13 protein-coding genes are annotated in these 13,481 nt (G+C 44.4%); 4 read left to right on the forward strand and 9 right to left on the reverse strand.

The window, feature by feature from the left end; genetic code table 11:
* Positions 1–26: 26 nt before the first annotated feature.
* The 8 genes from EWU21_RS03235 to EWU21_RS03270 all read right to left on the reverse strand — a co-directional run bounded on the left by EWU21_RS03235 (position 27) and on the right by EWU21_RS03270 (position 6,516).
* The gene (locus EWU21_RS03235; protein ID WP_130895373.1) at positions 27–1,970 is read right to left on the reverse strand and encodes a ComEC/Rec2 family competence protein; all 1,944 of its coding nucleotides are present in this window, start codon (positions 1,968–1,970) and stop codon (positions 27–29) included.
* A 17-nt stretch (positions 1,971–1,987) separates the two neighbouring features.
* A complete protein-coding gene (gene nadD / locus EWU21_RS03240; RefSeq protein ID WP_130895374.1) occupies positions 1,988–2,560 on the reverse strand; it encodes a nicotinate (nicotinamide) nucleotide adenylyltransferase in 573 nt (190 codons plus the stop codon).
* Positions 2,560–3,126 (reverse strand): guanylate kinase, encoded by a 567-nt coding sequence (gene gmk, locus EWU21_RS03245; RefSeq protein WP_130895375.1) that lies wholly within the window; start codon positions 3,124–3,126, stop codon positions 2,560–2,562. The genes nadD and gmk overlap by 1 nt, the downstream gene beginning before the upstream one ends.
* Before the next feature lie 12 nt (positions 3,127–3,138).
* Positions 3,139–3,420, reverse strand: coding sequence for a hypothetical protein (locus EWU21_RS03250; protein WP_130895376.1), 282 nt, complete (start codon positions 3,418–3,420; stop codon positions 3,139–3,141).
* 38 nt (positions 3,421–3,458) lie between these two features.
* Positions 3,459–4,064, reverse strand: coding sequence for a sigma-70 family RNA polymerase sigma factor (locus tag EWU21_RS03255; RefSeq protein WP_130895377.1), 606 nt, complete (start codon positions 4,062–4,064; stop codon positions 3,459–3,461).
* Positions 4,065–4,133: 69 nt separating this feature from the next.
* A complete protein-coding gene (locus tag EWU21_RS03260; RefSeq protein ID WP_130895378.1) occupies positions 4,134–4,643 on the reverse strand; it encodes a hypothetical protein in 510 nt (169 codons plus the stop codon).
* 1 nt (position 4,644) lies between these two features.
* Positions 4,645–5,484: a rod shape-determining protein MreC gene (gene mreC, locus EWU21_RS03265; protein ID WP_130895379.1), complete on the reverse strand. Its 840-nt coding sequence runs from the start codon at positions 5,482–5,484 to the stop codon at positions 4,645–4,647.
* 6 nt (positions 5,485–5,490) lie between these two features.
* Entirely contained in the window at positions 5,491–6,516 is a 1,026-nt protein-coding gene (locus EWU21_RS03270) for a rod shape-determining protein (protein WP_130895380.1), read from the reverse strand.
* Positions 6,517–6,810: 294 nt separating this feature from the next.
* On the opposite strand from EWU21_RS03270, the gene EWU21_RS03275 reads away from it, so the two are divergent.
* Positions 6,811–7,737 carry a helix-turn-helix domain-containing protein gene (locus tag EWU21_RS03275; RefSeq protein WP_130895381.1) on the forward strand — a complete coding sequence of 309 codons (927 nt, stop codon included), beginning with the start codon at positions 6,811–6,813 and terminating at the stop codon, positions 7,735–7,737.
* A 125-nt stretch (positions 7,738–7,862) separates the two neighbouring features.
* Here EWU21_RS03275 and EWU21_RS03280 read toward each other — a convergent pair whose 3' ends face one another.
* The gene (locus EWU21_RS03280; protein WP_130895382.1) at positions 7,863–9,416 is read right to left on the reverse strand and encodes a pseudouridine synthase; all 1,554 of its coding nucleotides are present in this window, start codon (positions 9,414–9,416) and stop codon (positions 7,863–7,865) included.
* Between the two features lie 130 nt (positions 9,417–9,546).
* On the opposite strand from EWU21_RS03280, the gene EWU21_RS03285 reads away from it, so the two are divergent.
* From EWU21_RS03285 to EWU21_RS03295, 3 genes are read left to right on the forward strand one after another with little or no spacing between them, the layout of a single operon-like run.
* Positions 9,547–11,553 (forward strand): OmpA family protein, encoded by a 2,007-nt coding sequence (locus EWU21_RS03285; RefSeq protein ID WP_236633163.1) that lies wholly within the window; start codon positions 9,547–9,549, stop codon positions 11,551–11,553.
* Entirely contained in the window at positions 11,546–12,883 is a 1,338-nt protein-coding gene (locus tag EWU21_RS03290; protein ID WP_130895383.1) for a dihydroorotase, read from the forward strand. The genes EWU21_RS03285 and EWU21_RS03290 overlap by 8 nt, the downstream gene beginning before the upstream one ends.
* 1 nt (position 12,884) lies before the next feature.
* Entirely contained in the window at positions 12,885–13,472 is a 588-nt protein-coding gene (locus EWU21_RS03295) for a ribonuclease HII (protein WP_130895384.1), read from the forward strand.
* Positions 13,473–13,481 lie beyond the last annotated feature (9 nt).

Consider the following 13,481-nt stretch of genomic DNA (forward strand, 5'->3'; position numbering starts at 1 on the left):
AGGCTGCCCTCACCGGCAGCCTTTTTTTATGGTCTAATCGCGGGTTGCTCATCTAAAAAATAATACCGCGAAGGCAAGTAAGGCTTCAGCTCACCCATCCAATAGGCCGATGGTCGCTTCAGAAAATACCACGTGGCCTCTTGCCAGCTTTTCAGCCATTCTTTATCGCGGTATTTTACGTCTTTCCCTAAAATCAAATGCTGCTGCCCCCGAGCTACCGTGGGGATGCGCACATAAGCATACGTTTCACTTCGGTATTTCCATTGTAAATTACCCTTCACAGGCCACCTACGCGTCAGCGTATCCTTCACCCCACAATTCGCCCACATGGGACTAAGGTGCGCCTGAATCCAAGCCGGATCCGCACTCGCAGGCAATGAAGCGATTGATTTCTCCCCTTCATTCTCCACCCAAACGGCTTCTCCTTTAAAAGCACTCAAATAGGCCTGAGGTTTTGTTTCCGGACTTTGCCAAAACAATAACAAGAGGCATGCCCCCATTTTCCATCGACGCGGTGCCCAAACCAGTAAGGCAATCGCAAAGAAATAAATAGACATTTCAAGTATCGTAATCTGCAAAAAGGGGATTACCGAGGTGACGCGTTCCACCCAGCTAAACATCAGACCATGCAGCAGTTGAAAGCTTGTTTTCAATAAATAAGCCAATGGCTGAAAAGCCCATTCGGGTAAAAAGGAACCAATCGCTAACAGTAAAAAACCTAGAAATAAGGCGATGGAGGAGAATAAAATCAAAAAAGGATTCAATAGAAAGAACGAAAGTGGATGTGGCAATTGATGAAAATAATAGACGATCAAGGGCCAAGTGAGTACTTGAGCTGCTAAGGCGACACAGGTTAATTCCCAAATTTGGGTCAACGGCCAACGAAGCCAACCTCTAAACTGAAAAACAGATGCCCAGCGCTGTTGAAACACCATTAATCCCCAAACGGCCAAATAAGATAACTGAAACCCCGCATCAAATAAGGACGCCGGATGCAGAAACAACAAGACGAAGGCGCTAAAAGCCAAGGTATTCAAGCTCTGCTGACTATGAAGAAAAGTTTTAGCAAACAGTATCACCGAAAACATCCAGGCGGACCTCAGCACCGGCAAAGAAAAACCGCTAATCCCGGCATAGCACCATAGCAAGGCCATCATCAATCCGAAAAAAACATAGGGCCCAGCTGGCCGACGTTTAAGTAAAAAACCCAATATAAGGCTTAATCCCATATACAATAGCCCGACATGAAGACCCGAAACAGACAAAATGTGAATAGCTCCTAAAGCCGAGTAAGCAGATAAAGTTTCGAAATCAATCTTCGTCTTCACTCCTAACAGCATTGCTTCGGCCACATCACGATCTCGCCCCGGCTCGAAAGCCCGTTCAAGTAAGCCCACAAAATGCGCCTGAGCCTTTTCAAAAAAAGTCCGATCTACACCTCCTTTTTCAATGAGCCGAATTCGATCGAGCGAAACAAAGGCAGATCCGCCTATTCCCTTTTGGAAAAAATAGGCACCCCAATCTTTTTCAAAAGGAAAAAGAGGCAATGGGAAGGGCTTGACGGCTTGACGCACGGCATACACATCGGCAGCCTGGGGTTTGGGCAATGTTTTAGCGAGATAAAGCCTGTATAATCCAGAGGAAGAAGACCATACCTGTGCGGAATCTCGTGAGCCCATACATCGTGCTAAGACAGACCAAGATTTCGGCTTCTCCTCTACAGATCCCTCTACTCGAACCACAAATCCATCGCGCGGTAGCACTGGCAAAACGGGCATCAAGTAAGCAGTCCAGGCCATCGCAAAAACAACAATCAAGGAGGAGATACCGGCACTTCTACTAACTCTCCCCGGCAAAAGAAAACCCAAAACACCTAAAAGAGGCCAATAAGCAAATCCCGAAAGCAGAATACCTAGCATCCAAAACAGCAAAATTCGGACAAAAGGAAAACGAGAAAAATAGGAGATCATCGATTAGGCGGAAAGGCCTAAAGGTAGAATTTTTTGGAGGAGATTAAGGCCTCCACCTCATCAGGAACTAGATATTTTACCGACTGACCTTGTTGGATACAGGCCCTGATATAAGTCGCTGAAATGTGTAAAATAGGTGCTTCAATGCGTTGAACGTTCTTATGTGCCCATAAATCCGATGCCGGTTCTTCGCCCCGCGGATACACGTAGAGACCATAATAATCAAGTATTTGGTGATAGTTTTTCCAACTCTTGAACTGCTCTAAATTATCCCCACCTATGATCAGTTTGAATTCTGTTTCGGGATGACGCTCTGCTAAATGCACGAGCGTATCAATCGTATAGGAAGGGCGAGGTAAATTAAACTCGATATCCGATGATTTAAACGAATAATTATCTGCGATAGCCCGATCTACGAGATCCAAACGATCAAATTCATGCAATAAAGATTTACTTTTCTTGTGGGGATTTTGAGGAGAAACGACGAACCAGATTTGGTCTACCTCCGTTTGATTCAACACCGCCTGCGCAATGATCAAATGACCCTGATGTATCGGGTTAAACGAACCAAAAAACAGGCCTACCTTCATTATTTCGTTAATTTATCAAACAAGGCTTGTGCTTCCGCCACTGCATCTTCGAGCTTATCATTTACTAAAATCACATCAAATTGTTCCTGGAAAGACCATTCAAATTTCATCTTGAAAATACGCTTAGACAAAGCCTCCTCATCTTCCGTACCCCGTGAACGCAAACGCTCCTCGAGAATTTCCAACGTAGGCACTTTCACAAAAACCGCAAGGGCGCGATCCCCATAATACTTCTTTAAGGCCAAACCTCCGCGCACATCCACGTCAAAAATCACATGTTTCCCAGAAGCCCAAATCCGCTCAATCTCCGACTTTAAGGTTCCATAATAAGCCCCAGCATATACCTCTTCCCATTCTACAAATTCATCATTTGCGATTCTAGCCCGAAAATCATCTGGCGTTAAAAAGTAATAATCTTTCCCGTGCTCCTCATGGCGGCCTCGCTTATCGCGGGTACAAGCTGAGATCGAGAAGCCCAAATTTGCATTGCGCGCCAATAATTCTTTAACGATGGTGGTTTTACCAGAGCCCGATGGGGCCGAAAATATGATGAGTTTGCCTTCCAAAAATTTCGATGATTAAATGAACCAACAAAATAAGGGAATTAAGAGCAATATAAGGAGTACAATCGACGATATTTTTAAACGAATGCTTTCGAGTAAAGTGGACGGGCAAGTAGAGGTGCATTTCGATTTTAAGGCTTTCCGAAGTGCTACTTCTAGTTCATGTCCCTCCTGACAAGGCAAACATTGGTCTTTATTGGCTAAAAAACGGGCTTCCTCCTCCGCCGTCGCTTCCTTATCTAGGATGCGCTGGATCAAATGCAGGCAATCGGGTTGATGGGAACAATGCGTCTTCATAATTTTTTTAACATCGATGGCAAAAAAAAAGTTCCGGGCTAGGCTGACAACATGTCAGTTTTATAGCCTTTCTTAGCGGCATAAGAAGCCAAGGTTTCTTTCAATAAGGTTCGCGCACGGTGAAGTCGTGAACGCACGGTTCCGATTGGGATGTTCAAAATTTTAGCCATCTCTTCGTAGCTAAACTCCTCTAAATCACATAGAATGATAATCATTCTAAAATCAACCGGCAAAGCTTGAATCGCGGAGGTAATTTCATCCCCCAGCATCTCATTCACCGTTTCCGCCTGCAAATCAGCTTGAAAAGCTGGTTCTGGATCGTCGTCTCCGGCAAAGGATTGCTCCACCCATTCGAATTCTACCTTGGACGGGCCACGGGATTTCTTGCGGTAATCGTTGATGAAATTATTCTTGAGAATACGGAACAACCAGGCTTTGGCATAAGTCCCAGGCTCAAATGACCCGATAAATCGAAAAGCACGCATACAGGTGTCCTGCACTAAATCGTTTGCATCGTCCTCGTCATTCGTCAGTCGAAGGGCAAAATTATACATCGCATCCATATGCGGCACAAACTCCTTTTCGAAGAGTGCTCTGGCTTGCGATTCAGTCAGCGCAACGGCTGAACTCGTTTCTGTACTCATGGCGGTTTATCAATAAGATACTAGCATGCCTACAATTTAAACGCCAAAAAGAAAAGGTGACAAAAAGACTTATTTCCCTTGGTTAAACAATTCTAACAAAGAAAAAACGGCGATCCCTAAAAGGGTGCTAAGAAAGGCTTTCCATAGACTCAGGCCAAAGAGACTCCAATCACTCGCCTCCAGTAAAAATAGCACCAGGTGATGCGTGATGAGCATCAATCCCAAATAAGGGAAAAACCACATCCACTTCATCTCCGCCAGACTGATCGATGAACGCTCATCGTATCCGTTCGCAGGCGTCAAGATATTGAAAAAAGTAGGACGTAGCCAAGCAATTAAAACAGTTGAGAACGCATGCATCCCATGGGTATTATAAAAAGTATCTAACAACCACCCCAGTGCAAAAGCGCCTAAAATCAGGTAAACAGGCGGAGTTTCGATGGGCGCTTTAATAATAGCCCACAAATAAATGAAGCAAAATCCGTAATAAAACAGGGCCAAATCGCGCAAAAACAAAAGTTGCACGACGATCGTCAAAAAGACTGCAATCCACCATTTGTATTGAAAAGTAGTGTTCATCTTAGTCGATTTTAGGTTTTGCCTGTTCTAATTTAGACTGTTGACCCGCAAACTTGTTTTCAATCACATACACATAACGAAGGGTGGAAAAATGGGTCAATAACATCACTTTGATATCGTGAAACGTTCCATCGTCTTGCAATCCTACCTTTGCTACAATACCAATGGGAACATTAGGCGGATACACCGCATTATAATCAGACGTAACGATGGTATCTCCTTTTACTACTTTTTTGTATTTCGAAACGTCCATCAACTCCGCCACTTCGGGCTGATAGCCAGGCCATTTGATGTAACCCAGCTCGCCGGAAGATTTGATTTTGGCAGAAACCGTATTACTCGTATGCAAAACAGAAACGATTAAGGACAAATTTGCTTGACAAGAGATAACTTTCCCTACCACTCCCGTGGAAGAAATAACGGCCATGCCTGGTTTGATACCATCTAAATAGCCTTTTTCAATCGTTAAATAATTTTGCGAATTCCTCGTACTTTGATCAATCACTTTACACGCGATAGGCTTGTAACGATCAAGGGATGCCTTGCTGAAAAATACCGGCAAATCCGCTTTCTGTTGAACCTGTGCCTGCAATTGAAATACTTGCTGATGCAGCTTTTGATTCTCTAACGCTAATTCGCCATTAATCTCCCGTAATTGATGGTAGGATGCCACTTCTTGACGCGTGGACAAAATAGACGCCGCCCAGGCATTCGTTGTGTTAAAATAGAGGGTATGTTGGTAATTATTGTACGTAAACACAGACCAAAGACTGATCAACTGCAGCAGAACAAACAATAACAGGTTTCGCTGACGCAATAAGAACTCAAACAGTTGATTCATCCCCTACTAGGTAATCAATACCGGACGGTATTTCTCTAAGTTTTTCAAGATTTCTCCTGTACCACGGATTACCGCTTTCAACGGATCGTCCGCCACGTGTACTTTTAACTGAGTCTTCTTCTCAATACGCTTATCTAATCCGTGCAACATCGCACCACCACCAGCTAAGTGAATACCGTTGTGGAAGATATCACCAGATAATTCCGCTGGAGCTCTTTGTAAAGTCTCCATAATCGCCACCTCAATTTTCGTGATCGAGCTATCTAAAGCATAGGCGATTTCCGAATAATTGATCAAGATTTCTTTAGGAATACCGGTCATTTGATCACGACCACGGATTTCAAAATCCGCTGGTGGATTTTCTAATTCCGGCAAGGCAGAACCTACTTGAATTTTGATTTGCTCCGCTGAACGCTCACCGATAACCAACTTGTGCTCACGTAACAAATAATCTTTAATATCACGAGTAAACTCATCCCCTGCAACACGAATCGAGTTTTCAACCACGATTCCGCTCAAGGAAATAATCGCCACCTCCGTGGTACCACCCCCGATATCCACTACTAAGGATCCGTTCGGTTGTTCAATATCTATTCCGATACCAATCGCCGCAGCAATCGGTTCGTGTACCATATACACTTCACGTGCTCCAGCGTGTTCTGCGGAGTCTTTTACGGCTCTTTTCTCCACCTCAGTAATACCTGAAGGGATACAAATCACCATGCGTAGGGCGGGAGAAAAGAAGGAATTTCCTTTGTCCATCATTTTGATTAAACCACGCATCATTAATTCAGCCGCGGTAAAGTCAGCAATCACCCCATCTTTTAGGGGACGGATGGTTTTAATATTGTCATTCGTTTTCTCGTGCATCATCATCGCCTGGCGACCCACCGCTAACACCTTATTCGTATTGCGATCTAAAGCGATAATCGAAGGTTCGTCTACTACGACCTGATCTTTGTGAATAATCAAGGTGTTTGCCGTACCTAAGTCCATGGCAATATCCTTCGAAAGAAAATTAAATAAGCCCATCTGATTTTGTGATAGTAAAACACAAATTTACATAAAAAATGCCCTAATGTTTTAAAAAAAATGAATTTTACAATTTCCACGAAATAATTATAAAATAGGCCAAAGCAGGAGCGTAGAATTACCTAAATCAAAAAATCCCTCTCTTATTAATATATTACAATAAAATCGCTGAAAAAAAATAGACCAAATTGGGCAAATTAATCGACAAAATAATTTGGAATTATTATCTGATTTATTAGTTTTGTCCAAGTTTAGTAGAAAAATCGTATTAAATACTCCGTTTGGTGATAAATTATGGAAGATTATAACAAGATCATCGAGTCCTTAGGTGTTAAATTCATCAAAGCGAGAAACATTAGAATATTACAACCGATTCGTATCAAGAATTTCTACGACGTAGAAAATTCACTCTTGATATTGTACAAAGGGGAGGTTTCTTTTGGCGAGGAGGAGACTCCGGTGGAGGAAGGCGATATGCTTTTCATCCCAGGGGGTAAAATGATCAGCGTAACCTACGGAAACGCAGAAAAACCGAAAGCGGTCAACAACGAAGAGTTTATGACGCATCGGGAATTGTACTTTGACCAAAACACCGACGCTTCTCTCATCGGAACCCAGCCGAACTCGTTCGGCATGGTAGCCTTCGAAGCGAAAGTGTTCGATTCAGTCAACTTCTTCACCTCTTTAGACATTCCTCCGTTCTTAATCAAACGGGACGATAAGTTAGCGGCAACCATCCGCGAGATCTTAGAAGAGGATCTTTCTGAGGCGATTGGTAAAGGTCGTATCATTAAGATCAAAACGGAAGAGATCGTCATCGAAGTCATTCGCTACATCATAGAAAACCGTTTATTCGTAGAGCAATTAGCGACTAACTCGACTTACTTTAAAGACCCCCGCTTAATCGATATCTTCGCCTACATCAAGGATCATTTGGGTGGTGATTTATCCAATAAAGTTTTGGCAAACGTCGCTAACGTTTCTGAAGACTACGTAGGTCAGTATTTCAAGATGCTAACGGGTATTAACCCACAAGATTATATCGAATACCAACGTATGGAAGCAGCTGTAGGTTTACTTCGCACAACGAAGAAGTCTATCCGCGCGATCGGCTCTGAAGTGGGCTACAAAGACACGGCGTATTTCTGCCGTCGTTTCAAGATGATGTTTGGTATTCCAGCTGGAAAGATGAGACGAAGAGAATCGTTGATGAATATCTAACAAAAAACCCGCTGAAAGAATTCAGCGGGTTTTTTTGTTAGTAGTCAGTTGCCAGTAATCAGTAAACAGTGACTGACTTACTAGATACTGGGTACTGGCTACTTTTAGTCGAAGCAAAGCTTCGACTAAAGTAAGTACTTCAACTTCACTAGCTCTCTCTCCGTTAAGAATCTCCAGCTTCCGCGTGGAAGGTCTTTCTTCGTTAAGCCGGCAAAAGTCGTACGGTCTAGTTTAGTTACTTCGTATCCAAGGTGTTCGAAGATACGACGAACGATGCGGTTTTTGCCTGAGTGGATTTTCACTCCGATGACGTAACCGTCTGGAGTTACTTTGGCCAAATCATCTACTTTAATTTCGCCATCCTCCAAGGTTAAACCCTCTTTGATTTTCTCGAAATCTTCATCCGTCAATGGCTTGTCTAATTCCGCTTGGTAAATCTTCTCGATTTCGTTCGATGGATGCGTCAATTTATCCGCTAATTCGCCATCATTCGTAATCAACAACAAACCAGTCGTGTTTCTATCCAAACGTCCCACCGGATAAATGCGCGATTCTGTCGCATTCTTCACTAATTCCATCACGGTCTTGCGATCGTTCGGGTCTTCGGTCGTTGTTAAGAAGTCTTTGGGCTTATTTAATAATAAATAAACGGGTTTTTCGCGGTTCAATTTACGGTTACCGTACTTCACGATATCCGTAGGATATACTTGGTAACCCATTTCTGTCACCACCTTGTTATTTACCTTGATTTCGCCTGCTTCGATCAATTTATCGGCGTCACGACGAGAACAAATTCCCGCGTTAGCGATGTAGCGATTTAGACGAATAACGTCTGAACGGCGATCGGTTTGAGCGATTTTCTTCTGGATCTTCGCCGGAGCACGCTCCTTGTAGCGATCTAATTTGTATTGTGGTTCGTAGGCAGGACCTGCATCAAAACGCGAGCGACTTTTAAAGGTCTCCCGATCTGAATAACGCGGATTGCGAGCCCCTTCTGGACGCTCTTCCCGGTCTGCAAAACGTTCTGTACGCTCCTCGTAGCGACGCTCAATACGCGCTGTTGGATTCTCATCAAGTGGTTTCGTCGATTCTTCCGAACCTTCTACTTTAGGGGCCGCATTGCGATCCCAGCGATTATCTCCTTTATAGGGTGTGCGTGTTGGATTTTCAGTTCTGCCAAATGGTTTGCGTTCACCGCCTTGATAAGGCTTGCGTTCGCCACCACCTTGGTATGGTTTTCTTTCTCCATCAAACGGCTTACGATCCCCGAATGAACGGCGCTCTCCGCCTTCACGGTTATCACGATTGAACGGTTTGCGTTCACCGCCTTGATAAGGCTTGCGCTCGCCACCACCTTGGTATGGTTTTCTTTCGCCATCAAACGGTTTACGATCTCCGAATGAACGACGCTCGCCACCTTCGCGGTTATCGCGATTGAACGGTTTGCGTTCGCCACCTTCTCTATTGAATGGCTTGCGATCTCCTGAAAAACGATTGGATGATTCTGAACGTGGTGCACGTGGGGCACCTGAATCGTTGCGTGGAGCTCCTGAGTCATTGCGTGGGCCTCTGAACTCGCGAGGGCTATCTGATCTGCTTCCAGATCTTCCTGTGGATGCACGACCTTCTGTTGGTCGGCTGTCACGACGGTTATCGTCGTTTGAAATTCTTTTTCTCATAATGGTACAACATCACTGCTGGAATAAAAGAGGACGAACGTTTGTCATCTTGGCTTCGATTGTCGAAATTTAGGCAAAGGTACAGAAAATAATCCGGTTTGTATTTATTTTTACGTTACATTAGTCCACTATGAAATTCGTAAAGCCATTTAATTCAAGCATTTACCTCTTTTTGATCGTTATTACAGGCGTGTTAAGCGGCTGCAATTATGATGCCCGATTGTTCAAAAAGGCGAAGCAAAATTTCGAAGTGGGGGAATATGAGTGGACGATTCGGGAGGTAAAGCCTTTGGCCCAACGCTACTACAGAGCAAAAGAAACGAACTACTTCGTGGCGGAATCCTACCGCCTTTCGAACCGCATTCAGTATGCAACGCCGTATTATTTGATTGCCAAAGAAAAGGGCTACGACGACAAAAACATCAATCTACACCTCGCCTACGCCGCAAAAGCGAACGGAAAATACGCCGATGCACGTAAATACTTGAAAGAATTTATCGATTCGAAACCTTCGCGTGAACTGGTGGTAAAAGCCGAAATCGAGTTAGATAATTTGCCCGCAGTAGAAGAATACAGTAAAAAGCCGAGTCCGGTGAAGATCCAAGGATTGGTGGGAAACACGAATCAAGCGGAATTTGGCCCTATCAAAATAGGCGACGAGCTGATATTAACGAGTTCGAAGAAGCCCTTGATCTATAAAAATAATGGTTTGCCTTTTTTAGGTTTGTACAAAGCGCGACTGAAGAGTCCGGGAGAGATTGAAAAATTAGAATTATTTAGCGCGAACCTGTTAGATGCGAATGCGAATGAAGGGACGCCAGCCTTTTCTAAGGATGGAAATACGATGGTTTTTGCTCGCGGAAATTCAGGCAAAAGCAAGGATCCTTCGCCGGATGTGGATTTGTATATTTCAACCAAAAGAGACGGCAACTGGTCTACCCCAGAACGTTTAGCGATTTCGGATTCGATAGGTTGGGATGGGAGTCCGGCCTTTTCTAGAGATGGGAAAACACTCTATTTTAGCTCAAATCGAAGAGGCGGGAAAGGCGGATTGGATTTGTACCGGGCACCCATGGATAATTCGGGGCGTTTTGGAAGACCCATTAATTTAGGCTCCACCATTAATACGCGTGGCAATGAACTATTCCCGTATGTTTCTGAGGACGGAAAATTATACTTCTCTTCGGATGGACATCCGAGTTTAGGAGGATTAGATCTTTTTGTGGCAAGTCGCAGTGGAGATGAAATTCAAATCGAACATTTAGGCGTTCCGATTAACTCGGTGGGCGATGATTTTGGGTTGTTTTTAGCAGATTCAACACAGGGTTATTTTAGCTCGAACCGGGTGGGAGGCAAAGGCGATGACGATATCTATTATTTCGAATCCACTGGATCAGAGGATCGCTGGTGGTCCAATGAAATCATGATTTCGGAGAGCGGAGAAGCTGCGAAAGTGGCCTTATATCACTTAAGAACGCAGATTGTCAATGCGCGTAATAAACCGATCGCAAAAGCGAAAGTGGGCATTAAGCGTAATGGAGAAATTCAGCCGGTTCTATTTAGTAATGCCGAAGGTTATCTGGACATCATCGACTTAAATCCTGCCGATCAAATCAGCTTCAACGCCAGCAAAGAGAAGTACTTGACCAAGCGCAGTGAATTCTTGATGGATGGCCGCGAGATTCCGAAGCAATTATTGAAGAAAGAATTAACGGACACGACTTTTGACCATAAAATTACGCTGGGACTTGCTGAAGTGGGCGAAGAAATCAGCGCCTTATTTGACGTAAATCCGATCTATTATGATTTAGATAAGTCCAATATTCGCCCGGATGCAGCGGCCGAATTAGACAAAATCGTCCAAGTTTTAAAGGATAATCCAGCTATTTCGATCGAATTAGGGTCGCATACGGATGCCCGCGCCAGTGCGGGTTATAACTTAAAATTATCCCAAAGAAGAGCTGAATCAGCTGTAAAATACATCATCGAGCACGGAATCGAGGCGTCGCGCATCAAGGCCAAAGGCTATGGCGAAACGCAACTCATCAACGGCTGCTCTGATGGCGTCGATTGTAGCGAGGAAGCGCACCAAGAAAACCGCCGAACTGAATTTAAAATCACTGATCTAAATGACTAATTACGTTTTAAAAAACGCTCAAATTGTTAACGAGGGGCAAATTATTGCTTCTGATTTACGCATCGAAAATGGTAGAATCGCAAAAATAGCGGCAGATATTAACCCTGCTCCTGGAGATGTCGTAGTAGACCTTTCAGGGAAACACGTTTTCCCCGGAATGATCGATGATCAAGTGCATTTCAGAGAGCCCGGCTTAACCCACAAAGCGACGATTGCCAGCGAGGCGCGGGCGGCTGTGGCAGGTGGTGTGACGAGTTTTATGGAGATGCCGAACACGGTTCCCAATGCGTTAACCCAGGAATTATTAGCGGATAAATACGCGATAGCGGCGGCTGGATCTTTGGCCAACTACTCCTTCTTTATGGGCGCCGGAAACGACAACTTAGAAGAAGTATTAAAAACGAATCCGCGCGATGTGTGCGGGATCAAAATATTTATGGGGTCGTCCACTGGCAACATGCTTGTGGATAACACCCAAACCTTAGAAAAACTATTCTCCAGCTGCGAAATGCTCATCGCAACGCACTGCGAAGATGAACCGACTGTCCGCGCGCGCACAGAACTTTTCAAAGAAAAATACCCAGAAGACGCCCCTGCCTACATCCACCCTTTAGTACGAAATGAAGAGGCTTGCTATCTTTCTTCGTCCATGGCGGTGGATTTAGCGAAAAAAAACAACACGCGCTTGCACATTTTACATATCTCGACAGAGGAAGAATTAGCCTTGTTCGAGACTGGGAAAGCCGTGAAAGACAAGAAAATTACGGCAGAAGTTTGCGTGCACCACTTGTGGTTCGATGCGGCACAATACGACACGCTGGGAAATCAAATTAAATGCAATCCGGCCATTAAAGATGCCCGCCACAAGACGGCTTTGCGGAAGGCTTTAGTAACTGGAGAATTAGATATTATTGCAACGGATCACGCACCACATACCTGGGAGGAGAAATCGCAAGGATTTTGGAAGGCTCCATCTGGCTTGCCTTTAGTCCAGCATCCCCTGTTATTGATGATTGATTTAGCCAAAGAAGGTCACATCAGCCTCGAGCTCATTGCTGAAAAAACAGCGCATGCAGTGGCCGATTGTTTCCAAATCGAAGAGCGTGGGTATATCCGCGAAGGGTATTGGGCGGATTTAGCGATCGTGGATTTACACAAACCATATACCGTTTCTAAAGAGAATATCTTATACCAATGCGGCTGGTCACCTCTAGAGGGACACACCCTATCCGCATCAGTAGAACACACCTTCGTTTCTGGACATTTAGCATATTCACAGGGGTCTTTTGACGAAAGTAGAACAGGGAAACGCTTATTATTTAACCGGTAATATGACTGCGCTCCTCCCCTTTTATGCGCCTTTCGGGCTAGAGGCCGGCTTAGATGAAGCAGGGAGAGGTTGTTTAGCGGGGCCCGTCGTGGCGGCGGCAGTGATTTTACCCCGGGATTTTCACCATCCGTTCCTGACAGATTCGAAACAGATGACGTTGCGACAACGCACTGAATTAAAACGTTTAGTGCGGGAATATGCCATTGACTATGCCATTGCGGAGGTAGATGCGGCGAAAATTGATGAAATCAACATTTTAAAGGCGAGTATTTTAGCGATGCATCTGGCGGTGGATCAATTAACGCATCGTCCGGAGCACTTATTGGTCGACGGGAATCGCTTTTATAGCTACCCCTTAACACCACATACCTGTATCGTAAAAGGGGATTCGAAATATTTCTCGATTGCGGCGGCTTCTATTTTGGCCAAAACCTATCGGGATGAATTACTCGAAAAAATGGCTCAGGAGCATCCCGGCTATGGTTGGGAGCGAAATGCGGGTTATCCCACCTTGCAACATCGCAAAGCCATTCTCGAAAATGGTTTAACAAATTACCACCGAAAAACGTTTAAGGTAGAGATTAAATAATTGCGTAAA

It is taken from the genome of Aquirufa antheringensis (genome assembly GCF_004307425.1).
GTDB lineage: Bacteria > Bacteroidota > Bacteroidia > Cytophagales > Spirosomataceae > Aquirufa > Aquirufa antheringensis.